This window comes from Vibrio gangliei (assembly GCF_026001925.1).
GTDB classification, from domain to species: domain Bacteria; phylum Pseudomonadota; class Gammaproteobacteria; order Enterobacterales; family Vibrionaceae; genus Vibrio; species Vibrio gangliei.
The window spans coordinates 536,407-560,740 of sequence record NZ_AP021869.1 but is presented as its reverse complement, the minus strand read 5'-3'; the positions used below and the strand labels follow the sequence as shown (position 1 = coordinate 560,740).

Here is a 24,334-nt window from a genome sequence, read left to right as displayed (position 1 = left end):
CAACAACGCAAAAATGGGCTATTTATTCACTATTTCTGTGAATAAATGTGTGAAGAAAGTGAGAAATGCAATAAAGCGGTTATTTCCCCACCAATAGAAACTGTTGATATTTCAAACTAAAACACAACTAAACCTTTTTAAAACATAAAGATAGAACAATAAGATCATAATTCAATCAATTACAGGATCTTTAGGATCTTTTCTAATCGCAGATCGGTCAAAGATCCACCACGATTGGTATTATCCACACAAGCTAGGCAAAACCTGCTTAAAATCACAACATTCTTCTTATTAAATTATGCGCAATGTGAATAAAATGATCGCAATCTTACTGAATTGAATAAAAGCCAGCAAATACTGTGGATAACTTATCATTTACCTCTTTCTGTTCTCACTAGGACAAGATCAACACGAAATAATGTAATATAGCTAGGGTTAACAGACCCTAGTAATATAACCAAGTCATGCCTATCTATTAATGAGATCCAAAACTATGCCTCTTCCACCAAAAACAGAACAAGAACTGATGCTGCGAGCACAAAGTATAGTAGGACGCTCCTTTCGATCTTTAGCTGAGATGGCCAACATTGCTGTACCTGAAAATCTAAAGCGAGAAAAAGGCTGGGTTGGGCAACTATTAGAATGGCACTTAGGGGCCGAATCAGGCAGTAAAGCTCAGCCAGACTTCGAACATCTCGGTATCGAGCTCAAAACGATCCCCATCGGATTTAGTGGGAAACCACTGGAAACCACCTTTGTTTCTGTCGCGCCACTGACCGGAGTTCAGGGCTTAACCTGGGAAAATAGCCATGTGCGGCACAAATTATCCAGAGTACTTTGGATCCCTGTTGAAGGTGAGCGCGAGATCCCTCTAGCAGAAAGACGTGTGGGTCGCCCTTTACTTTGGTCACCAAGCAAGAATGAAGAGCAACAGTTAAAGCAAGACTGGGAAGAGTTGATGGAATTCATCGTGCTGGGCAAGGTTGAGCAAATTACCGCCAAACATGGCGCAGTGATGCAACTTCGGCCTAAAGCGGCCAACAGCAAAGTAGTGACGGAAGCCTACCGCTTTGATGGGCAACCGGTACAAACATTGCCTCGAGGATTTTATTTGCGCACTCAGTTTACCGCCGAGATCCTAAAGCAGCATCTAATGCAAAGATAAACGCTTAGCTGTACTTGAAACTTAAAGCAAAACTAGGACGCCAAATGCAGCTCTATATCTTGAAACAACTCCATTCCTTCAGAGCCAAATTCATCATAAGCATTGTGCAAACGTAAATAAGCGCTATTCAAACCCAATTTTTTTAACTCGTCTTTCACTGATTCGATCGAATTAAAATACGCAAGTTGATCATTGACCTTAATAGGTTCTAATTTATGCTTATATTCAACAGCTAATGAATATTGAGAGAGATCAGCACAACTCACCACAAACACTTTTGGTCGCTCTGAATGGTCTTTTTGACTGGCTTGTAACCAAAGATCCAATTGTTGCTTTTGCATCATACCTCCTGCGCCAAAAAGGTAGCTAACCTAAGATCTATGTAAGCCGAGATCTAAGTAAGCTGAGATCTAAATAAACTAAGATCTATATAAACAAATGATTTACTTCGTACTGTTCAGTCTAGATCATATTACGACTGTCTTCATACTCATGCCATTTTCCTATATATTGAAAATCACTTTAAATGACATTTAAGCCAAGGATGTGCAATGAAATATCACAAGCTTCCACATTCCACCTTAGAAGTGAGTAAGATCGCTTTAGGTACCATGACGTATGGCGAGCAAAATACCGAGTCAGAAGCATTCAGCCAATTAGATTATGCTTTGGAAAGAGGCGTAAACTTTATTGATACCGCCGAGATGTACCCTGTTCCTCCCAAGCCTGAAACTCAAGGATTAACCGAGGCTTATATCGGTAACTGGCTAGAAAAATCGGGGAAAAGAGAGAAGATCGTGCTCGCGACCAAAGTCGCTGGTCCCGCTCGATTATCTAATATTCGTGACAATATGAATTTAGAGCGCCGTAATATTCACCTTGCGATGGATGCAAGTTTGCAGCGTTTAAAAACCGATTATGTTGATCTCTATCAGATCCACTGGCCACAACGTACGACCAACTGCTTTGGTCAACTAAATTACCCTTACCCTGATGAGCAGCAAGAAGTCACATTAATTGAAACCCTTGAGGCATTAGCCGAACTCGTTAAAGCCGGAAAAACCCGTTATATCGGTGTATCCAATGAAACACCTTGGGGAGTGATGACATTACTGCGCCTTGCGGAAAAACATGATCTGCCAAGGATCGTTTCTATTCAGAACCCTTACAGTTTATTGAATCGTAGTTTTGAAGTCGGTTTATCTGAAATCAGCCATCATGAAGGTATCGAATTACTTGCCTACTCACCATTGGCATTTGGCACGCTAAGCGGGAAATATCTCAATGGTGCTCGACCAGATGGCGCAAGATGTACCTTATTTGAACGCTTTGTACGTTATTTTACACCGCAAGGACAAGCTGCTACTCAGGCTTATATTGATGTGGCGAAAAAACATGATATAGATCCAGTACAAATGGCGCTCGCTTTTGTTAATCAACGTCCATTTGTGGCTTCAACCATCATAGGTGCTACCTCAATGGAACAGCTTAAAGCCAATATCGATAGTATTGATGTTCAGTTGTCGGATGAATTAATGAAAGATTTATACCAAGTTGGCGCAACGTTCTCCAATCCTTGCCCTTAACTCCCACTTAGAAAGTACATTCCTTATAAAAATGAATCGCTGGTAGCCACCAGCGATCCATCGAACCAACCACACTCATTAAAGCCTCCAAATGAGTGTGATTGGTTTAAGGTTATGGGCTCAGTCGAGCTTGTAATATCCGACGCATTAATGTCACGCGACGTTCCGCTTTAGCCGGTGTTGCGACACTTTCACCAAGTGGGCGGCCGGTGGCATCTAAGCCAATATCACGTAGTAGGTGTTCACTGTGCCAAGGAATTTCATATTGAGCTCGGCGTACTTTTCTCAGCCAAATACGCTCTTCTCGTTTGAGATCCGCTTTGACTAATAAGGTGGCTAGTTGAATGTAAATTGAATGACGCATGGTTTTCTCCAAATTATTGCTTAGCTTGTTATTGCTTAACTTGGGAAAATTGCAGCGCAAAAAGAGGTAAGACTAAAATTCTTATGGCTGCACTTTTCCGCAGCCATAAGGTTACGGAGTAATTAGTTATCTCGTTTATCTGCGAACATGCTGACAGCCATAATGCTGGGCGCACGATGGGCGGAGTCATGACGTAGATGATTAACGACTTGAGCACAGGTAAACATGGTTGAGTTTAAACGTTTCATCATGTGCCTCCTCGCTAACTAATTAATCCAATTGATATTTCGTAACTTTAATATTTAGTAACATTGATATTTAGTAACATTGGGGTCTATTCACCCGAGTTACGCTTAAATAATAACCAACCCATCTCGTTTATCAATGGTTATTTGCGCAACATTTTTAAAACAAATATTTAACCTTTGATAACCTACAAAGCCAGAGCTTATTGCTGAAAATATAAGCAACTCATCGTCCGTTCAGACAGATTATTCTGTGATTAATTGGTGCTTACTCAATAAGCGATACATCGTTGCTCGAGAGATGCGTAATTCTTTAGCGGCAAGAATCACTTGGCCATCATTAGCATCCAACGCTTGTATCAAAGCATCACGTTCAGAGTTTTCTCTGATCACCTTCAAACTGCGTGAATGTTGATTTTGAATAGGCAAGTCAAAATGCTCAAGTTCCACCACTTGTCCGTCACACATTAATACTGCACGCTTGATTTGGTTAACCAACTCTCTCACATTACCGGGCCACTGGTATTGAGCTAGCATTTTCAAGGCTTGGTGGGAAATACTGCGTGCTTGAGTAGAATACTCGCGACTAAAATGCAGGACATAATGATTCGCCAGGCTAGAAATATCACTGCATCTTTCTTTGAGCGGCGACACGTTCACTTTGAGTATTTTAAGCAGATACAGCAATTCAGATAAAAACTCACCATCTCGGACACTTTGTTCCAAATCATTATAAGCGGTCACAATCAAACGAGTATTGATTTCTTTTTCCCCATTCGGAGTCGATACAATCGGATGGGTGATAAAATCAAGTAAGTGTTGCTGCTGGCTTTTCGGCAATGCGGTGATATCTTTGATTAACAAAGTCCCCTCATGGGCCGCTTCTAACTTGGTATGAAATTCAGCTTGATGGGATTCTCGTTCAATCCCAAACACTTCTTTTTCAAAACGTTTTTCTGATAACGCACTAGCACAGACCACGACAAACGGGCCTTTACTACGAGAGGACAAATCGTGAATAGACTTAGCTACTAAACTTTTTCCTACCCCTCTTTCACCAGAAATGATCACACTGGCATCGGTACTGGCAATACGCTTAATTTGCTCTCGTAAGCGCTTCACCGATAAAGATTCACCGATTAGCCTTTGTTGATTATCCGTAACACTATCCGGCCACACTCGTTTCTCTAATTTGAGCATGCCAAGTTGATGACCAATACTGCTCAGTAATAGCTTTTCCGGCATAGGAGCAGTGAAAAAATCAATACAGAAGTTCACGATAAACTGACAAATGGCATCTTGATTGAGTTGATTGTCTTTTATGTACGCCATCCATCGAACATGTTTGTTGTTACTGGCTAGATAAGCAATGGCGCTCAGACTAAAATCATCATTGGTCAAATCAACCAAACCGATACAAGGGCCAATGCGATCTATCATGGTTTGGCTCAATCTCAGATCGGCACAGCGCTCAATCTTCCATCCCGTCAAACTGATCATGTCGTACCAACTCTCATGCCGACCGCCAATCACCAGCAAAGAACCTGGTATCGAATCCATCTTAAAATGATGCGTCATTGTTGTTTCCTCAGCCCTACAACGTTTAGTCAATATTGACCAAAATTCAATTAATCCTCTGTTTTAATTGATTAATTATCATACAGAGCTAAATCGAGAAGGCTATGAAAGGTTTTCTTAAATTTGAGACATAGTATTTATTAAATAAAAATAGATGCTTGTAGGCAAGTTTACGAGTCATTGAAATAAAAAACCCACCAATGAGATGGTGGGTTTAAGAACGAATAGCTAAGGCCTATTGAGCTTAGCATTTGAGAATATTCGATATTACTGCTGTGGACGCATCGCAGGGAAAAGGATCACATCGCGAATAGTATGCGTGTTGGTAAATAACATTGCTAGACGGTCGATACCAATACCCTGGCCGGCTGTTGGCGGTAGGCCGTGCTCTAGTGCAGTGATGTAGTCTGCATCGTAGAACATCGCTTCATCATCACCCGCATCTTTTGCTTCAACTTGTGCTTTAAAACGCGCGTCTTGGTCTTCTGCATCATTAAGCTCAGAGAAACCATTGGCGACTTCACGGCCACCAATGAAGAATTCAAAGCGATCAGTGAAGAATGGGTTGTCATCGCTACGACGAGCAAGCGGAGAAATATCTGCTGGGTAGCCAGTGATGAAAGTGGGTTGGATTAGCTTAGGTTCAGCGGTTTCACCGAAGATCTCTTCAAGAAGCTGACCACAAGTCCAGAAGCTTTCCACTTCAACGTGAACAGATTTGGCAATTTTCACCATAAGATCGCGATCTTTAACACCTTCTTCTGTTAGCGCTTGGATCTCTGCGTGATCTGGGTTGTAGTGCTTGATTGCATCCAACATGCTCATGCGAGCATATTGGCCACCGAACTCAACCATTTCATCACCATAAGGCATTGCTGTGTTACCAAGTACTTCCACCGCTACAGTGCTTAGAAGCTCTTCCGTCAGATCCATCAGATCTTTGTAATCCGCATACGCCATGTAGAATTCCATCATTGTGAATTCTGGGTTATGACGTGGAGACAAGCCTTCGTTACGGAAGTTACGGTTTACTTCGAATACACGATCAAAGCCACCCACAACCAAACGCTTCAAGTAAAGCTCTGGCGCAACACGCAAGTACATGTCGATATCAAGCGCATTGTGGTGCGTGATGAATGGACGAGCAGTCGCACCACCAGGAATAACGTGCATCATTGGCGTTTCAACTTCTAGGAAGCCTTTTTTCGCCATGAAGTTACGAATCGCCATCACAAGCTTAGAGCGAATGATGAATGCAGTGCGTGAATCTTCGTTTACGATGAGATCAACATAACGCTGACGGTAACGCATTTCTTGGTCTGTTAGACCGTGGAATTTTTCTGGAAGTGGGCGCAGTGCTTTTGTTAGCAACTCGTATTCTTCCATATTCACGTAAAGATCGCCTTTACCTGATTTGTGCAGCGCACCTTTCACACCGATGATGTCACCGATGTCTAAACCTTGGTATTTTTCTTTCAGCTCTTTTTGTACATCTTTTGCCGCGTATGCTTGAATACGGCCAGACGTTTCTTGGATTACAAGGAATGGACCACGCTTCGCCATAACACGACCAGCAATGGCGACAATGTGATTCAATTCTTCTAGCTCTTCTTTGGTTTTTTCACCGAATTCCGCTTGAAGATCGCCCGCTAAATGTTCACGACGGAAATCATTTGGGTGACCGTTTGCTTTACAGCTTTGACGGATATGATCGAGTTTTGCACGACGCTCAGCGATCAATTTGTTTTCTTCTACTGCATCGATTTGGTTTTGGCTGTTTGATTCAGTCATCATGTGCCCTTTTCAATATTTGTTTACTTCTATTTTCTCTAGTTTTGACTTATCTAGTGAGATAGAAGAGGAAATTATGTTGCTGCAAGTGAGTATTAATCGACTTATAAGCCAGATTTCAAACTTGCTTCAATAAACTTGTCAAGATCGCCATCCAGTACCGCTTGAGTGTTGCGGTTTTCAACGCCAGTACGTAGATCTTTAATACGAGAATCATCTAATACGTACGAACGAATTTGGCTGCCCCAACCAATGTCAGATTTCGCATCTTCGTTGGCTTGTTTTTCGGCGTTTTGCTTTTGCAATTCAAACTCAAACAATTTCGCACGAAGCTGTTTCATTGCTTGATCTTTGTTTTTATGTTGCGAACGATCGTTCTGACATTGCACCACGATATTGGTTGGAACGTGAGTAATACGAACCGCCGATTCAGTGGTGTTGACGTGCTGACCACCTGCGCCCGACGCACGGTATACATCAATACGTAGATCCGCTGGGTTAATTTCAATGTCAATATTGTCGTCAATCTCAGGGTAAATAAACGCTGAAGCAAATGAGGTATGGCGACGGCCACCTGAATCAAACGGTGATTTACGAACTAAGCGATGCACGCCAGTTTCAGTGCGTAACCAACCATATGCGTATTCACCTGAAATTCGTACCGTTGCTGATTTCAAACCCGCCACGTCACCTTCTGACACTTCGATCACTTCGGTTTTAAAGCCTTTTGCTTCTGCCCAACGCAAATACATGCGCAGCATCATTGAAGTCCAATCCTGAGCTTCAGTACCGCCAGAGCCTGACTGTAAGTCGATATAACAATCAGACGCATCATGATCACCAGAGAACATACGACGAAACTCAAGTTGCTCGAGTTTGGCTTCAAGGTCGGCAAGTTCCGGTTCAATCTCATCAAAGGTTTCTTGATCTTGCTCTTCGACGGCAAGCTCTAATAAACCCTCAACGTCATCACAACCTTGATCCAGCTGATCGATGGTTTCCACCACCGCTTCTAATGCAGAACGTTCTTTACCTAAGGCTTGAGCGCGCTCAGGTTCGTTCCACACATCCGGTTGTTCTAGCTCGGCATTGACTTCTTCTAGACGCTCTTTCTTAGCATCGTAGTCAAAGGTACCCCCTCAGAACATTGGTGCGTTCAGCAACGTCCTGCAGGCGATATTTAATAGGATTGATTTCAAACATGTTGGTTCATCGCTTATTTAAGAGATTGGGTATTTCTTATACGTATATAGGCGCAGAATTCTACCTAAATAAACGCCGAATATACAGGTGTTTTCTAACTTCTTCGCGTCGAATAGTCATCTTTATTCCATATGCTCAATCATCAATTGCAGCGATTGATTACCACGAAATTCATTAATATCGAGCTTATAAGCTAAACGCACCGTTTTGACTGAGGCATCCGGCCAACGACGCAAATCAACATTAAATGCAATCCCGTCGACCATAATGCCGGTTGAATGACCTTTAAACAGCGGTTCAAGCATGACTTTTAAGTGTTTTTCGCCCACCAGCTTTTGATGCAAGAGTTTAAATTCACCATCAAATAATGGTTCAGGAAACGCTTGTCCCCATGGGCCACCGGCACGCAATAATTCCGCCGTGTGCATAGAAAACTCTTCTGGCATCAGTTCGCCATCAGAAAGCAACACGCCTTCTAATGCCGATTCATCCAGCTCTTCTCGCACTGCTTGATCAAACAGTTTAGAAAACAATTCAAATTTATTCTGGTAAATGGTGAGTCCTGCTGCCATGGCATGGCCACCAAATTTGACGATAATGCCAGGGTTCAAGGTATCAATCTTATCCAGTACATCGCGCATGTGTAAGCCAGGAATCGAGCGACAAGAGCCTTTTAACGAGCCTTGTCCATCGGCTAATTCACCACCATCTGCAAACGCAATCACGGGACGATGGAACTCATCTTTAATACGCGAGGCTAAAATACCAATCACGCCTTGATGCCAATCAGCTTGGAATAAGGTTAAACCATACGGTAGAGCAGACTTATTAGCTAAACCTCCTCCTGCATTCAGCATGCGTTCACAAAATGCCATCGCTTCTTGTTTCATGCCTTGCTCAATTTCGCGACGCATTTGATTTAAACCATCCAATTCACTCGCCATACGACGTGCGGCATGAATGTTATTGCACAATAACAACTCAACCCCAAACGACATATCTTCCAAACGACCTGCGGCATTAATTCTTGGCCCTAACGCAAAACCAAAATCCGCTGCCACTAAACGTTTCGCATCCCGTTTTGCCACTTCAATTAACGCCGCAATACCCGGACGTGCTTTACCAGCACGAATACGCTGCAAACCTTGATGCACTAAAATACGGTTATTATCGTCCAGTGGTACGACGTCAGCGACCGTACCAAGCGCCACTAAATCGAGTAACTCAGCTAAATTCGGCTCAGGGATCTGCTGCTCAGCAAACCAACCTTGCGCCCGCATTTCAGCACGCAGTGCCAACATCAAATAAAATGCGACGCCAACGCCTGCCAACGCTTTAGATGGAAATGCACATTGCTGTAAATTGGGATTGACCATGGCATCCGCTTCTGGCAATACACTGCCGGGCAAGTGATGGTCGGTCACAATCACCATCAAACCATTTTGTTTGGCGTATTTGACGCCTTCAATCGATGACACACCATTATCCACCGTCATAATCACTTGCGCGCCACGTTCAATCGCTTGATCCACCACTTCAGGGCTAAGACCGTAACCATCTTCAAATCGATTCGGCACCAAATAATCGACATTACTGCTGCCCAACATACGAATTGCCAAGACGGATAACGCCGAACTGGTTGCCCCATCCGCATCAAAATCACCAACCACAATAATGCGCTGCTGTTCTTTAATGGCTTGAAAAAGCAAATGAACAGCATTTGAGATACCATGTAAAGCTTGGTAAGAATGCAGCCCCTTAGCTCCTTTTTCTAACTGGCTGACATCAGTAATTTTTCGATTAATGTAAATTCGACGTAGCAGAGCTGGGACCGAATCTGGCAAAAGGGAAAGGTCAACATCAGGACGGCGGGAAATGGTGGTCATAATAATCTTATACAGTTAAATCATTAAACAGTAATGAAACCTTGAAACAGGCGACTAAGAAACAAGTTGATACTCGATCAAGTACAAATACTCTTGCCCGGGATAAATATCTTCAATGACCGATTTAAGCTGCGGCAAGGTCATATTCTCTTGCTGCGCGTGAAAGTCATTAAGTTGAGAATAACGGAGCGGTGTCACGGCAAGAATCTTTAAACGGCAAAACGCTCGCCCTTCTTCTAAGGTTGAGACGTTAACCACCGAGCCCGGCACATAATGACTCTCCGATTCATCACGAATGGTAATGGTCTTTTTGCCCGCCAGAATATCGGATTCAAAACGGGCAAAAAAGGTCATTTCTGTTGGTGCAGTTTGAGCAGGCTTCATTATAGGTTTTCTGCTTTTAATGCTTCTAATAAATCGCTTGCAGGTAAGTAACCACCCACTAGCCTTCCATTAGACAGCAAAATAGCAGGCGTACCACTAATGCCCAGTTGCGCACCAAACGCATATTGGTCTGCAATCATTTTTTGGCATGTTGGCAAGTTTTTAGAGTCAAAATCAAAGCGACGATTAATCTTCACATCATCTAATGCTTTCTTACGATCATCCGCACACCATACTTTCGCCATAGCATCCGCCACTTCGCCTTTTGGCCCTTGACGCGGGTATGCCATGTAGCGAACGGTAATCCCAGCATCGTTATATTTCTGCATTTCTTTGTGCAGTTTTACGCAGTAACCACAGGTAATATCAGTAAAGACCGTCACCACATACTTTTCATCTTTTGCTTTGTAGATGATCATATCATCGGCAAACTTCTCAATGTCTTTAGCGTATTTTTTAGCGAGCAAATCAGTAAAGTTACCTTGTTTATCTAAGCTGTACATTTTGCCTTGAATAAAGAAATCACCGTTTTCAGAAGCGTAAAAAAGCCCCTGATTCGTAGTCACTTCATATAAACCATTAATAGGAGAAGCGGCAACGTCGGTCACCATAATGCCAAGGTTGATAAAACGGGCACTGATCTCTTCCTTATTGGCGCCCGCTGCATAGCTATGAAAACTGAGCAAAGCGAAACCACAAGCAAGCACACTTTTAAATCTAAAAGCTGAAAAAGAACGGCTGAATCGCTTAGCCAAAGAAAATAAATGCATAACATTCCTTAAAAATGCAAAAAGAACCTTTCCTCACGCGCGAGGGTGATGTTCATGATGGATTTGTTTTAATCGTTCTGTTGCTACATGAGTATAAATTTGTGTGGTGGATAAGTCACTATGACCAAGCAGCATTTGGACTACCCTGAGATCCGCGCCGTGATTTAATAAATGTGTGGCAAAAGCATGACGCAATACGTGCGGTGACAGTGCTTCCGAATCAATACCCGCATGTTGGGCGTAAAATTTAATTCGATGCCAAAAGGTTTGGCGCGTCATTTGTTTGGCTCGTTTACTTGGAAACACCACATCGGAACTTTTCTCACCTAATAACGCCGGGCGACCTTGCTCTAGATAGGTTTCGATCCATTCAATGGCATTTTCCCCCATCGGCACCAAACGCTCTTTGCCCCCTTTACCCATCACACGCACTACACCTTGGCGCAAGCTCATGTTTTCCATGGTTAAGCTAACCAGCTCGGTGACACGTAAACCGGTTGCATATAACAGCTCCAGCATGGCTTTATCGCGCAGCTCAAGCGGGTCTTCCACGATCGGCGCTTCAAGCAAAGCATCGACTTGCTGTTCAGATAAATCTTTGGGTAAACGCTTTGGCAGTTTGGGGGCAACCAGCAGCGCGCTTGGATCATCGTCACGCAGTTTCTCACGGTGCAAATATTGGAATAGGCGCCGAATTGCCGACAACATTCTGGCACGCGAAGTTTGCTTATACGCTTTATCAACGAGCCACGCTTGATAAGCCTGCAAATCAAAAGCGCTGAGGGTGATTAAAGAAAGCCCATTTTCACCAAGCCATAGCGCCAGTTTATCCAAATCATGACGGTACGATTGCAGTGTGTTTTCCGATAAACCTTTCTCAAGCCAAATCGCATCTAAAAAACGTTCTACTAACGCTAATTCCGATTGATTCACAGCCACAGCACACTCACTTTAAAGAAAACTTGCGTTGATCGTACGGTAGCCCACCTATAATTGCCACCAATTTTCGGCAAAACTATCAAGCCACCCTCATTCTCGCTACAATACCCACCAAAGTTAATCAAACGTTCAAAGTAAGTTATGAAGATTGGTTTATTCTACGGTTCAAGCACCTGTTATACAGAAATGGCATCAGAGAAAATTCGCGCTATCATCGGTGAAGAGTTAGTCGACATCTATAATGTGAAAGACACCCCGGTTTCAACGATGCAAGATTATGATTTTCTGATTTTAGGAATTTCAACTTGGGATTTCGGTGAGATTCAAGAAGATTGGAGTGCAGTATGGCAGCAACTCGATGGTCTATCTCTAAACGGCAAGTACGTCGCTTTATTCGGACTCGGCGATCAAGAAGGCTATGGCGAATGGTTTCTCGATGCGATGGGGATGCTGCACGACGAGCTACTCCCGACGGGGGTTAATGTTCTCGGTTATTGGCCAAATCAAGGTTACGAGTTCGAAAAGTCAAAAGCCTTAACCGCAGACAAAAGCCACTTTGTCGGTTTAGCGTTAGATGAAGATTCACAATACGAACTCAGCGATGAGCGCATTGCCACTTGGTGTGAACAGATCTTAGTGGAATACCACGATAGCTTGTGAGTCCACACTCAATAAAACTGATATAAAAAGAAAAAAGCTGAATGATACGTTTCATTCAGCCTTTCTTATTTCATCAATTCATTGCTTAGGTTTGCAACGAATAGCCAGAATTAAGCTAAGTCTTCCTTTAACTCAACAGCAGGCTCTTGTTGCACTTTTGGCGCAAACAGCATCGCAGCAATCGCGGCAATCGTTGGTAACATCCACGCCATACCGTAATCAAATAACGGTAAGAAGTTAAACAAGCTCATGTCCATATTCAACGCTTTAGCCGCATCAATCAAAGCAAACATGAGAGAAATGCACACCACGACACGATAAGCAAGCGCACGGTTTGGTAGACGTGAGCGCACTAAAGTCAGAAGAACAATGGCAATGGCGACTGGATACAGCGCAAACAAAACCGGTACCGATAATGCAATCAGTTGAGTTAAGCCAACATTGGCCACTAACGCACACACGCAACCAACAATCAATACCCATGCTTTATAGCTCAAAGGTGAAAGTGAACTAAAGTAATCTGCACAAGCTGAAATCAAACCAATTGACGTGGTTAAGCACGCCAGTAAAACAATAGTAGTCAATACTAACTGGCCTTCAGTACCAAATAGTGCTTGTACATACACACTTAAAATCGCACCACCGTTATCCAATCCAGCGGCAATACTATTACTGGTTGCCCCTAAGTAGAATAAAGACACATACACCAATGCTAAACCACCTGCAGCAATAAAAGCAGCATAGGTAACATAACGAGTGACAGCACGTTTTTCGGTAATGCTTTTCCCACGCAACGCTTCAATAATTAAAGTACCAAACATTAAGGCAGCAAAGGTGTCCATGGTGTTGTAACCATCTAAGAAGCCGGTACTAAATGGCTGTGATGCATAATTAGCTTGCGCTGCAATAATGTCACCTTGCGGGTTTAAAAATACCATCACAGACAAGCTCAGTAGACCTAAGAAAAGCACTGGCGTTAATACCTTGCCAATCACATCCAATAATTTGCCTTGTGACCAAGCAAAGCACATCGCAATGACGAAAAAGGTAATAGAAAATACCGTCAAATGCAGTTGTGTGGGTTCCGCAATGAAAGGTTTAAGTCCCATCTCATAAGCCACAAGACCAGTACGAGGTGCAGCAAAAGCAGGGCCAATAATAATGAAGAATAAAACAGCAACGACTGTCGAAGCGGTTTTTGGTAGATCTTGCGTCAGTTTATCCCAACCACCGCCGACTAAAGCAATCGCAATAATACCAAGTAAAGGCAGACCAACGGCAGTGCTAAGAAAACCTAGCATTGTAGAGTACACTTCCTCTCCCGCCAATTGCCCCGCTAGTGGTGGGAAAATGATGTTACCGGCTCCCAGGAAAAAGGCGAATAACATAAAACCTAATGCCCAGATATCGGTTAATTTTAACTTTTGGTCCAAAACAAACCCTTAATATAATAGTAGTACATCGGAGTAAGGGTAAAACATAAAACTCCACCCTATTAATGAACGCTAGATAATGAAGAAAACAATTTCATTACGCAAGCAAAGGGCAACAAAACACTACAATGTAACCAAAAATCGACATAAAAATAGTCGTAATAACTACATGAACACAAAATAAATAAAATTATTCACTTAACAAAATTAAAACATTCAGACATTAAAGTAGAATAAAAAACCACCATAAAAACAAAAATCAGTGACTTAGCCCAACAAGAGCTCCAAAAATGAATACAACCAAAGATTTCCACCTAAAACAATTCTCTATCACCGGAGGACACTCTGGCATGGCTGTCAGCACGGATGGCATCCTGCTTGGCGCTTGGGCGAAACTCACCGATGACGGTTCTATTCTCGATATAGGTACTGGAACTGGACTGCTGGCTTTAATGTGCGCACAACGAACTGAAACTAGCCATATCACGGCAATTGATCTCGATTCAGAGGCGATAACCGCTGCGCGTAAAAACGTGGAGCAAAGCCCATGGGCTAATCGAATCGAAGTACATCAAGCGGATATACAAACCTACTCGTCCCCTCATACTTTTGAGCATATTGTATGCAACCCTCCTTATTTTAATTCTGGTGAAACGTCCAATAGGCAAGCCAGAGCGATGGCAAGACACACTCACTCGCTGTCTCATCAGGCGTTGTTATCCACTTGCCAACGCTTATTGAACTCATGTGGCTGTGCGAGTTTTATTTTGCCCAACGCCGAAGGCAAAGCCTTTATCGAGATGGCTCAACAACAGGGGTGGTATGTTGAGCGTCTTTGTTTTGTTAATACAACCGAGCGAAAACCTGCATATCGACTACTCTTCACATTGGTGAAAAATCCGTGCACCACAGCCCAGTCACACTTAACCATTCATCAAAATGCTGGTTATAGCGCAGAATTTATCCGCTTAACGCGCGATTTTTACCTCAAAATGTAATGCGATAAAACGAATAGATCGCTCGCTGAAATGAGGATCTTGCAGTATAATGCGCGACCGTTTTAATCAACCTTGCTCACTACAACAAGGTTTGTTTTTTTAATACACCAATCACGCTAATTAGATGGTCATAAATTGCGTAGGAAAAAGGCTTGAGAACAAGGCGAAAATTCTCGATAAGTAGTTGCTCTACAATCAAAATTTTAAACGCAGTTATCAAGCATTTTAACAAGTAAGAATGAGCAGATAATTAGTACGATTGGTATAACGCTAAAGCCTAGAGTCGATTGACCTTAGGTGATTATCGGAGACATAACGTGATCAGAACTTTTGCTGAACTCGATCTAGACCAAAACTTAATTGAAGCCATTGAAGAAATGGGCTTTGAACGCCCGACTCAAATTCAAGCGGATGCCATTCCACAAGCGCTTGATGGCAAAGATGTGTTAGCGTCTGCTCCGACAGGCACAGGCAAAACTGCCGCTTTCGTTTTACCTGCATTGCAATATTTACAAGATTTTCCACGTAAGAAAGCTGGCCCTGCTCGAGTGTTGATTTTAACCCCGACTCGTGAGCTTGCGATGCAAGTGGCCGACCAGGCTCGTGCACTGGCAAAAAATACCAATCTCAACATCTTCACCATTACTGGCGGTGTGATGTATCAAGAACACGCCGACATCTTAGGTACGACCCAAGATATCGTAGTTGCCACTCCAGGCCGCTTAATGGAATACATTGAAGCGGAACGTTTCGATTGTCGCGCGATTGAATGGCTGATCTTAGATGAAGCGGATCGCATGTTGGATATGGGTTTTGGTCCCGTCGTGGATCGCCTATCAGCAGAATGTCGCTGGCGTAAACAGACGCTTCTCTTCTCTGCAACCTTAGAAGGCCGTGGCGTTGAAGGTTTTACTGCGGATCTATTGAAAAACCCAGTCAAAGTAGAAGCCGATCCTTCTCGTCGTGAGCGTAAGAAAATCACTCAGTGGTACCACCGCGCTGACGATGCAGAGCACAAACTGGCGTTATTAAAGGCCATCTTGGCAGAACAAGCCGAACGCAGCATCATCTTTGTGAAAACTCGTGAACGCTTAGCGGAGTTACGTGGACAATTAGAGAGTGCACAAATTGTCTGCTCTTGGATCCAAGGCGAAATGCCGCAAGATCGTCGTAACAATGCCATTCAACGTTTCCGTGACGGTGAAGTAAACGTACTGATCGCCACCGACGTCGCTGCGCGTGGTATTGATTTGCCTGATGTTAGCCATGTCATTAACTACGACATGCCGCGTACCGCAGATGTCTATTTACATCGCATCGGACGTACCGCCCGTGCTGGCAAAAAAGGCAGCGCAATCTCTATTGTTGAAGCGCATGATCAACCGATGATCGAACGCGTGATGCGTTACACCAAAGACGAGATCAAAGAACGCTATATCAAAGAGCTGCGCCCTCAGAGCAAAAAGCCGACCTTCAAGAAAAAGAAGAAAAAGTCTGCAGATTCGAAGAAAAAACCAGCGGTGAAGAAAAAAGCCGGTAAGAAGAAATAATATAAATCGAAAACGAAAAAGGAGCGATCATCGCTCCTTTTTTATTATCTGTTAAACCAAAACAACTAATTTTGTTCTTCACGCTTAAAGACTAATTCCGTCTCGCTTGATTCCGCAGGAACAAAATAATAGCCAGCGGTATCGAACGCTTTCAACTTATCTAGGCTATCTACACGGTTCTCAATAATATAACGAGCCATCATGCCACGCGCTTTTTTAGCGTAAAAACTGATGACTTTGTAGTTGCCATTCTTACAATCTTTAAAAACCGGCGTAATGATTGTCCCTTTTACTTTAGCGGTTTTGACCGACTTGAAGTACTCGTTAGAGGCAAGGTTAATGAGGCAGTCATCTCCTTGAGCTTGCAGCGCCTCATTGACTTTATTCGTCACTATGTCGCCCCAGAACTGGTATAAATTGCTCCCACGCGGGTTGTCCAACTTAGTGCCCATTTCTAAGCGATAAGGTTGCATCAAATCTAATGGCTTTAATAGCCCATACAAACCTGACAACATCCGCAAATGGGACTGAGCATAGTCAATATCGGCTTGAGATAAACTCGCCGCATCTAGCCCTGTATACACATCGCCTTTAAAAGCAAAGATCGCCTGACGTGCATTTTCAAAGTTAAATTCTGGTGTCCATTGCGCAAAACGCGCCACATTCAAACCTGCGATCTTATCACTCACTTTCATCAAGCTAGCGATGTCTTCCGGAGTGAGTTTACGACACACCTCAATCAACTCAGCCGAGTGATCAGTCAATTCAGGAAGAGTGTGCTTTTGAGTCGGTAGCTCAGATTCATAATCTAACGTTTTTGCAGGAGAAACCAATATCAGCATATTCAATCCATTCATTCTGAAATAATTATTTTCGAGTATAACAAAAAAGCCATACATCTCTGTATGGCTTTTTCAATCGCTTTAATTCTTAGAAACAATTAGCTGTCTTTTTTACCCCAAACGCCTTCTTCGATTTGAGAATGCAGTTCTGGGAAATCTTCAGCATGGAACGTCGGTACTTTACCTTCATCCAATTGCTTATTGTAATCTTTGGCTAGTTTAATCACGATGCCAGACAACAATAAAATGGCCACTAAGTTCACAATCGCCATTAAGCCCATAAAAGCATCCGCTAAAGACCAAACGGTTGGTAGTGTTGCCATTGAACCAAACATCACCATACCAAGCACGATAACGCGGAAAATGTTTTTCGCATGACGTGATTTTTTGAAGATAAACACGATGTTACCTTCTGCATAAGAGTAATTCGCAATGATTGAGGTAAACGCGAAGAAGAAAATCGCGATAGCAACGAAGGTTTTACCCCACTCACCTACTTGTGAGCTCAACGCGTTTTGCGTCAAGATAATACCGGTCACTTCACCGTGTGGTACATATTCACCAGAGAGCAAAATGATAGATACCGTTGCCGTACAAATAACAAGTGTATCAACAAACACACCTAACATTTGCACATAACCTTGTGACGCAGGGTGCGGCGGATAAGGCGTCGCGGCCGCGGCTGCGTTTGGCGCAGAACCCATACCGGCTTCGTTCGAGAACAAACCACGAGCCACACCGGTTTTAATAGCATTCATTACCGCATAGCCTACACCACCGGCTGCGGCTTCTTGTAAACCGAACGCGCTCTTGAAGATAAGAGACAAGGCTCCTGGTACTTTATCCAGGTTCATCAAGATAACGATAACTGCAAGAATCAAGTAGAAGATCGCCATGATAGGCACTAATATTTCAGCTGTACGTGCAATCTTACGAATGCCGCCGAAGATAACAAAACCAGATAGAACAACTAAAACACCACCAACCATGGCTTTGTTCCAGTTAAATGCCGTATGCATTGCATCAGCAATTGAGTTCGATTGAACGGCGTTAAAAACCAGACCAAAGGCGATAATCAAGAAGATAGAGAATAAAATCCCCATCCAACGCATACCTAGGCCTTTTTCCATGTAGTAAGCTGGGCCACCAATATAGTTGCCATCGCTACCTTTGGTTTTATAAAGCTGAGCCAGTGTACTTTCTGCGAATGCCGTTGCCATACCAATCATAGCAATCAGCCACATCCAGAAAATAGCACCAGGGCCACCGACCGTCAGTGCCACAGCCACACCCGCCATGTTACCTGTACCGACACGTGCTGCTAGACTGGTACAAAATGCTTGGAAAGAAGAGATACCTGACTCATCCGCTTTACGGCTATTTTTAAGCACTGAAAATGTATGAGTAAAATGGCGGAACTGGATAAAGCCCAAACGTAGTGTGAAGTAAATTCCGACACCAACCAATAAATAAACAAGAATCGATCCCCAAAGAAGATCGTTTAATAAAGCAATTAGATCCGTCACGCAAACCTCACCTAAATTATGATTAATTTACCCTCGCAAAATTGCGAGCTCCCTCATGCCTTGTCTGTCCAATTAAATTTGTAAGTTTTAGTATAGTTTGAACAGTCAAGGCGCATCAAAATGCATCAATTATTACTCATTTTGAGCACCATGCAATTTAATGCCGGCAGGATAATGCAGGGCTATGAAGCAAAAATCAATATCAAAATTTATTCATAGTTATGCATTATTACGCTATCAAAGATAAAGTTTTCGGTATATTTAAGCTGTTTTTTAACATGAAAAGGAAACATTTAACTGTATTTTTTGAGAAATAAAATACCGAATATACAGGGTTGTTAACCGAGTGTTACAAAGCCGAGACCAAGTCTACATAAGGTCTGATGATAAAATCGCTTCAAAATGATTTAAATCATTTCCAAACAGAATACCCCAGCCTCATGAATCCCAACAACCCCACAACCGATTTAACAAAAATGAAACATTTTGGCGCTTTTTTCTTTTCATTTTTTGAGATAAAAACCTCTCCACTTGCTTATTTATTAACCACATAAAAAACTATGACGTTCACAGCATAATGACATCAAAGATTCATTTTTTGGAAACAAATGAGAAATACATCAAGGTTAACCTGATAAAACTTGTGGTATCTATTAAATCCTGAAATGGATTCAGAATAGTCAATAAAGAGGGATGACATATGGAAAGCTTTCAACTCGAAGACATCATGGCAATGGAGCCTGGCCTTAGTCGCACAAGCAAAACAAAACCAGTGAAAAGAAAGTGGAGAGAAATCGAAGCCATCCAAGATCGACGCCAACTGCAAAAAGAATTAAAAGAACTAGACTACTTTGGTGACTACAAGCTAGAAGATATCGAACTTTAGTTTTTCATCTCATTATCAAACGAAACAGGCACGCTAGAGGTGCCTGTTTGTGTGTTCTTCGCTTCATTACATAGTAAGACTATTGCTCTAGTCAGTCTTCATAAATTCAGATAAGCGTTGATATTCCTTCTCAATATTCTGCCCAAATAGTGGATCGACGTCTTCACTCCCCCACAAGGCTTCAACTGCTTCCCAATCTTGTTCAGTAAAATTCTGCTTTAGGATCGGCAAAATTTCACGCTCCTCAAAATCAAGGTGCTTTTTTTGTTGATGAATGAAGTGACTTAAATGCTGAGCAAATACATCATTAGGCACGACCGTATCTTGTAATACCATAGCCAATAAATCTGCAAACTCTTGGGTGGTTTCACTCAGTTGTTTATGCTCTAAGGCTAGATTTTCAATTTTATGCTCATGCCCATAATGCTCAATGAAATAGCCGTATATTAAGTCTTCCTTCGGATGATGAGTGAGCTCTGAGTGGCGTTGTAGATAGCTAACTATGTCGTTAACTATCAAATAATTGATGCTTTGCTCTTGCTTTAATCGGTTTAATTTTTGGTCCAATATCACCAATAGGCGCACCATATAGCTGTGCTCTCGGCTGATTATCTCTCCTAGCATGACCCCTCCTACTCAAGTTTGATATACCACCATAATCGGTATCCACGCTTGTGTTTTTGTTTATGGTCAAATATTCACCAGAAAGTATAGCTCATGTCGATTTTATGCCACCAAAATCATAATAGTGAAAACTGAGCTTCTGTTTCTTCACACACTGATGACCAGTTAATAGCAGATTGTCCTTGCTCGATAAGTTTTTCATTTGCGAGAGAAAAATGACGACAGCCAAAGAAACCACGATGAGCAGATAAAGGTGATGGGTGAGGGGCGGACAAAATATAATGCTTAGTGCTATCGATATTCGCTCCCTTTTTTTGTGCATGAGCGCCCCAGAGCATAAAGACTAAACCTTGATGGCATCGGTCGAGCTCTGCAATTATCTGATCAGTAAAGCGCTCCCAACCGGCCTTTGCATGAGAATGGGCTTTACCTTGTTCAACAGTCAATACGGTATTAAGCAGCAGCACCCCTTGCTCAGCCCATGAGGCTAAATAACCATGAGAAGGAATAATAAAGCCATCGATATCTTGAGCGAGCTCTTTATACATATTGGCTAGAGAAGGCGGGGTTTTAATACCCGGTTGAACAGAAAAGGACAAGCCATGCGCTTGATTTGGCCCGTGGTATGGGTCTTGTCCCAAAATCACCACTTTGACGTTATTAAAAGGGGTGTATTCAAATGCAGAAAAAACCTGATCTTGAGGAGGAAAAATGACTTTCCCTGACTGGCGTTCTTGACCCACAAACTGCTCTAACTGCTTAAAGTAGTCTTGCTGTTTCTCTTTGCCGATGATCTCTGCCCATGATTGCATAATTGTCGTCACTCCCAATAAGATTTCTCGTATTGTATCTCTGAGTTTGACTAAATAAAAATCCCTTGGCGTATGTTTTTTAGTTGTAAAATTACAACATTATTGCAAATTCAATTATTTTTGATTTATTCAAAAAAACCCTGAAAACCCTTGTTTATTATGGCTTTCTTGATTTAAAACAAAAAAACAAACCAAATATGAAAATTCATTTTCGTAATTTATTGACCTAAATCAATTTTGTTTGTGTGGTTATTGCGTATATAATGCCACCATCGAATCGTTCGAATAGAACATCATATTAACCCACTAAGGTGGAAAGGAGATGGGCATGATCCAAGGTATCCAAATTACTAAAGCGGCAAACGATGATCTACTAAACTCTATCTGGCTACTAGATAGCGAAAAAAATGAAGCACGTTGTGTTGCCGCTGAAGCTGGCTTCGAAGCTGATCAAGTTGTCGCTGCTGATTCTCTAGGTGACATCGAGTACCGTGAAGTAAAAATTGAAACTGCTCCACGTATCGAAGGTGGTCAACACCTAAACGTAAACGTTCTTTCTCGTGAAACTCTAGAAGATGCAGTTGCACACCCAGAGAACTACCCACAGCTAACTATCCGTGTTTCTGGTTACGCAGTACGTTTCAACTCACTAACTGCTGAGCAACAACGCGACGTTATCGCTCGTACGTTTACTGAGTCTATGTAATATCAATTCTCGAGTTAATGTTTCTCGTAACTCGGAAAAGAAGTAATAAAAAAGCTCAAAGGCATTTGCTTTTGAGCTTTTTTTCGAGCATTGATTATCGAGCTTTCGAGAAACGTTACTTCTGCACCTTTCTCAATACCGCTTTCAACAATTCAAAATCAGCGGGTAGATCTTCAGAAAGTAATTCCATCGCGCCGTGCTTAGCTAGCGGCCCAGGGACTTCGATATCAGAACCTAAAATCTCGTCCACCACTTCTTTAAACTTAGCCGGATGGGCTGTACATAAGAACAAACCGGTTTCACCCGCTTGTAATTGCTCGTTCAAGACGCGGTATGCGATCGCGCCATGTGGTTCACATAAGTAACCTAACTCATTAAGTTCCACCACAGAAGCAGCACTTTGTTCATCGGTCACCATGCCTTTACCCAATGTATCTAAGCCCCAACCTTTAATGCGGCATAACTCTTCAATACGAGGCCAGTTATTAGGTTGGCTCACATCCATTGCATTGGACGTGGTCGCAATGGTCGGTTTTGGATCCCATTTGCCCGTTTCCAGATAACGTGGCACGGTATCGTTGGCATTGGTCGCAGCGATAAAGCGTTTGATAGGCAAACCTAACGCTTTAGCAAGCAGACCTGCGGTTAAGTTACCAAAGTTACCACTTGGCACGGAAACCACTAAGTTGTCGCGTTCTTGCTTAGTCATTTGTGCAGCGGCTTCAAAGTAGTAGCAGATTTGCGCCATCAAACGGCTGATGTTAATTGAGTTAGCGGAATTCAAACCAATCTCTTCACGTAGAGCTTGATCATCAAACGCTTTTTTCACTAACGCCTGGCAGGCATCAAAGTCACCATCGATAGCTACGGTATGAATGTTACCACCTAGCGTACAGAACAGTTTTTCTTGCAGTGGGCTGATCTTACCTTTTGGATATAAGATCACCACATTGATGTTCTCTAAACCATAAAAAGCATGCGCTACCGCTGCGCCAGTATCACCAGACGTAGCAGTTAGAATCGTGATTTTTTCATTTTTATCACTGGTTACTGCCGCCAAAGATTGCGCCATAAAACGACCACCGAAATCTTTAAAGGCTAACGTTGGGCCGTGGAACAACTCTAATGCATAGACGCCATCTTTGACGGATTTAATCGGTGCTGGAAACTGGAAAGCGGCTTCAACTAATTGATTCACTTGATCAGGCGATAATTCATCACCAATTAACGCCGATAGAATTTTACTGCTGCGACTAACGAAATCTTCCGCCAGTAGCGCATCGATATCTTCAAATTTTGGTAGCTCTGAAGGAAAGAACAAACCTTGGTTACGTCCTAGCCCTTGGCGAACGGCTTGGCCAAACGAGACTTGTTCATCGTTTTCTTTGATATTGTACAGCTTCATAATTCACTTCCTGTTACTCTCGAACCTTCCTTGTCTAAACGACAAATATGCACGAAACCTTCTTCATTTTGTATGTAATGTTCATTTAACCAATGTGCGACACGCTCTGCCACATCTTTTTTACTGCAAATGGTAAAAAGCGTCGGGCCTGAACCTGAAATACCACACGCTAACGCGCCGGCTGACATGGCATATTTACGCGCATCAGCAAAACCAGGTAACAGTTTTTCACGATACGGTTCAGCAATCACATCTTTGATCAGTTTTGCTGCCAACTCCGGTTGCCCTGAATGACATGCATGAATAAAACCACCGAGGTGGCGACCATGCGCAATGATATCTTGACGACGGTATTGCGATGGCAGGATGGCACGCGCTTCCGCGGTAGAGACTTTAATCCCTGGATATGCCATAACCCAATACCAGTCATCAAAACACGGCACCTCTTGGCTGATAATGCCCAGTTCTTCGAGCATTAACTGCAAGCCACCAAGGTAACAAGGCGCTACGTTATCATAATGAATGCCGCCTGAGATCTTGCCTTCCATCTCACCCATTAAGGCAAGCAGCTCCATTTCATTAAGCGGCTGACCATGGAAGCGGTTTAGTGCATCAAGTGCCGCCACAATCGAGCAAGCACTTGAACCAAGCCCTGAACCAATCGGCATATTTTTCTCGAGCGTCATTTCCAGTGGCAGTAAATCTACATGCTTTTTTTCCAGCTCACGAGCGAACACCAGCCAGCAATCGTAAACGATGTTTTCTTTCGGATCCGTTGGCAATTTAGCCACAAAGCTGCCAGCCGTTTTTAGATCAAAGGCTGTCGAACCCGATTTCACCAACACGCGGTCACCCAATAACGTGCCGTCAATCGGTGACACCGCTGCGCCTAAAACATCAAAGCCGACACTGACATTACCAATAGACGCTGGTGCATACACTGCAACACTTTGAGGCTGGTCAGATTGAGATAAAGACATA

The 24,334-nt window shown here is 42.8% G+C and carries 24 protein-coding genes; 7 read left to right on the top strand and 17 right to left on the bottom strand.

Annotated elements, in window-relative coordinates; genetic code table 11:
- Window positions 1-493 precede the first annotated feature (493 nt).
- On the top strand, window positions 494-1,165 hold the full coding sequence (gene mutH / locus Vgang_RS02545) for a DNA mismatch repair endonuclease MutH (RefSeq protein WP_105902174.1): 672 nt from the start codon (window positions 494-496) through the stop codon (window positions 1,163-1,165).
- Window positions 1,166-1,197: 32 nt separating this feature from the next.
- On the opposite strand, the gene Vgang_RS02540 is transcribed toward mutH, so the two are convergent.
- The gene (locus Vgang_RS02540) at window positions 1,198-1,506 is read right to left on the bottom strand and encodes a DUF6482 family protein (protein ID WP_105902175.1); all 309 of its coding nucleotides are present in this window, start codon (window positions 1,504-1,506) and stop codon (window positions 1,198-1,200) included.
- 210 nt (window positions 1,507-1,716) lie between these two features.
- On the opposite strand from Vgang_RS02540, the gene Vgang_RS02535 reads away from it, so the two are divergent.
- On the top strand, window positions 1,717-2,751 hold the full coding sequence (locus Vgang_RS02535) for an NADP(H)-dependent aldo-keto reductase (protein WP_105902176.1): 1,035 nt from the start codon (window positions 1,717-1,719) through the stop codon (window positions 2,749-2,751).
- A 112-nt stretch (window positions 2,752-2,863) separates the two neighbouring features.
- Here the strand turns inward: Vgang_RS02535 and Vgang_RS02530 are convergent, their stop codons facing one another.
- The 9 genes from Vgang_RS02530 to xerD all read right to left on the bottom strand — a co-directional run bounded on the left by Vgang_RS02530 (window position 2,864) and on the right by xerD (window position 11,911).
- The gene (locus tag Vgang_RS02530; protein ID WP_105902177.1) at window positions 2,864-3,115 is read right to left on the bottom strand and encodes a DUF1127 domain-containing protein; all 252 of its coding nucleotides are present in this window, start codon (window positions 3,113-3,115) and stop codon (window positions 2,864-2,866) included.
- Between the two features lie 122 nt (window positions 3,116-3,237).
- Complete coding sequence (locus Vgang_RS02525; RefSeq protein WP_264923481.1) at window positions 3,238-3,366, bottom strand: hypothetical protein; 129 nt, start codon at window positions 3,364-3,366, stop codon at window positions 3,238-3,240.
- Window positions 3,367-3,606: 240 nt separating this feature from the next.
- Complete coding sequence (locus Vgang_RS02520; protein WP_105902178.1) at window positions 3,607-4,938, bottom strand: sigma-54 dependent transcriptional regulator; 1,332 nt, start codon at window positions 4,936-4,938, stop codon at window positions 3,607-3,609.
- Window positions 4,939-5,205: 267 nt separating this feature from the next.
- Window positions 5,206-6,729, bottom strand: a complete 1,524-nt coding sequence (lysS, locus tag Vgang_RS02515; protein ID WP_105902324.1) for a lysine--tRNA ligase — start codon at window positions 6,727-6,729, stop codon at window positions 5,206-5,208.
- A gap of 104 nt (window positions 6,730-6,833) precedes the next feature.
- A protein-coding gene (gene prfB, locus Vgang_RS02510; protein ID WP_105902179.1) for a peptide chain release factor 2 occupies window positions 6,834-7,932 on the bottom strand; the annotation gives its coding sequence in 2 pieces (ribosomal slippage) (window positions 6,834-7,856 and window positions 7,858-7,932; 1,098 coding nt in all).
- A gap of 122 nt (window positions 7,933-8,054) precedes the next feature.
- Window positions 8,055-9,818, bottom strand: coding sequence for a single-stranded-DNA-specific exonuclease RecJ (gene recJ / locus Vgang_RS02505; protein WP_105902180.1), 1,764 nt, complete (start codon window positions 9,816-9,818; stop codon window positions 8,055-8,057).
- Between the two features lie 54 nt (window positions 9,819-9,872).
- Entirely contained in the window at window positions 9,873-10,202 is a 330-nt protein-coding gene (gene yqfB, locus Vgang_RS02500; protein ID WP_105902181.1) for a N(4)-acetylcytidine aminohydrolase, read from the bottom strand.
- A complete protein-coding gene (gene dsbC, locus Vgang_RS02495) occupies window positions 10,202-10,972 on the bottom strand; it encodes a bifunctional protein-disulfide isomerase/oxidoreductase DsbC (protein WP_105902182.1) in 771 nt (256 codons plus the stop codon). The genes yqfB and dsbC overlap by 1 nt, the downstream gene beginning before the upstream one ends.
- A gap of 33 nt (window positions 10,973-11,005) precedes the next feature.
- Window positions 11,006-11,911, bottom strand: coding sequence for a site-specific tyrosine recombinase XerD (xerD, locus tag Vgang_RS02490; protein WP_211294029.1), 906 nt, complete (start codon window positions 11,909-11,911; stop codon window positions 11,006-11,008).
- A gap of 141 nt (window positions 11,912-12,052) precedes the next feature.
- Here xerD and fldB point away from each other — a divergent pair, with 141 nt between their 5' ends.
- Window positions 12,053-12,571, top strand: a complete 519-nt coding sequence (fldB, locus tag Vgang_RS02485) for a flavodoxin FldB (protein ID WP_105902183.1) — start codon at window positions 12,053-12,055, stop codon at window positions 12,569-12,571.
- Between the two features lie 110 nt (window positions 12,572-12,681).
- Here fldB and brnQ read toward each other — a convergent pair whose 3' ends face one another.
- A complete protein-coding gene (gene brnQ / locus Vgang_RS02480) occupies window positions 12,682-14,004 on the bottom strand; it encodes a branched-chain amino acid transport system II carrier protein (RefSeq protein WP_105902184.1) in 1,323 nt (440 codons plus the stop codon).
- A 290-nt stretch (window positions 14,005-14,294) separates the two neighbouring features.
- On the opposite strand from brnQ, the gene Vgang_RS02475 reads away from it, so the two are divergent.
- On the top strand, window positions 14,295-15,002 hold the full coding sequence (locus Vgang_RS02475; RefSeq protein ID WP_105902185.1) for a tRNA1(Val) (adenine(37)-N6)-methyltransferase: 708 nt from the start codon (window positions 14,295-14,297) through the stop codon (window positions 15,000-15,002).
- A gap of 317 nt (window positions 15,003-15,319) precedes the next feature.
- Window positions 15,320-16,552: an ATP-dependent RNA helicase SrmB gene (gene srmB, locus Vgang_RS02470; protein ID WP_105902186.1), complete on the top strand. Its 1,233-nt coding sequence runs from the start codon at window positions 15,320-15,322 to the stop codon at window positions 16,550-16,552.
- Window positions 16,553-16,617: 65 nt separating this feature from the next.
- Here srmB and yaaA read toward each other — a convergent pair whose 3' ends face one another.
- Window positions 16,618-17,394 carry a peroxide stress protein YaaA gene (gene yaaA, locus Vgang_RS02465; protein ID WP_105902187.1) on the bottom strand — a complete coding sequence of 259 codons (777 nt, stop codon included), beginning with the start codon at window positions 17,392-17,394 and terminating at the stop codon, window positions 16,618-16,620.
- Window positions 17,395-17,492: 98 nt separating this feature from the next.
- Window positions 17,493-18,920 (bottom strand): alanine/glycine:cation symporter family protein, encoded by a 1,428-nt coding sequence (locus tag Vgang_RS02460; RefSeq protein ID WP_105902188.1) that lies wholly within the window; start codon window positions 18,918-18,920, stop codon window positions 17,493-17,495.
- A 700-nt stretch (window positions 18,921-19,620) separates the two neighbouring features.
- On the opposite strand from Vgang_RS02460, the gene Vgang_RS02455 reads away from it, so the two are divergent.
- Window positions 19,621-19,806 carry a DUF3545 family protein gene (locus tag Vgang_RS02455; RefSeq protein WP_105902189.1) on the top strand — a complete coding sequence of 62 codons (186 nt, stop codon included), beginning with the start codon at window positions 19,621-19,623 and terminating at the stop codon, window positions 19,804-19,806.
- A gap of 87 nt (window positions 19,807-19,893) precedes the next feature.
- On the opposite strand, the gene Vgang_RS02450 is transcribed toward Vgang_RS02455, so the two are convergent.
- Window positions 19,894-20,430, bottom strand: a complete 537-nt coding sequence (locus Vgang_RS02450; protein WP_105902190.1) for a hemerythrin domain-containing protein — start codon at window positions 20,428-20,430, stop codon at window positions 19,894-19,896.
- A 116-nt stretch (window positions 20,431-20,546) separates the two neighbouring features.
- A complete protein-coding gene (gene ung, locus Vgang_RS02445) occupies window positions 20,547-21,242 on the bottom strand; it encodes a uracil-DNA glycosylase (RefSeq protein ID WP_211294031.1) in 696 nt (231 codons plus the stop codon).
- 328 nt (window positions 21,243-21,570) lie between these two features.
- On the opposite strand from ung, the gene grcA reads away from it, so the two are divergent.
- Window positions 21,571-21,948, top strand: a complete 378-nt coding sequence (gene grcA, locus Vgang_RS02440) for an autonomous glycyl radical cofactor GrcA (RefSeq protein WP_089139163.1) — start codon at window positions 21,571-21,573, stop codon at window positions 21,946-21,948.
- A 115-nt stretch (window positions 21,949-22,063) separates the two neighbouring features.
- On the opposite strand, the gene thrC is transcribed toward grcA, so the two are convergent.
- Together thrC and thrB are read right to left on the bottom strand one after the other, a co-directional pair.
- Entirely contained in the window at window positions 22,064-23,353 is a 1,290-nt protein-coding gene (gene thrC / locus Vgang_RS02435) for a threonine synthase (protein WP_105902191.1), read from the bottom strand.
- Entirely contained in the window at window positions 23,350-24,333 is a 984-nt protein-coding gene (thrB, locus tag Vgang_RS02430) for a homoserine kinase (RefSeq protein WP_105902192.1), read from the bottom strand. The genes thrC and thrB overlap by 4 nt, the downstream gene beginning before the upstream one ends.
- Window position 24,334 lies beyond the last annotated feature (1 nt).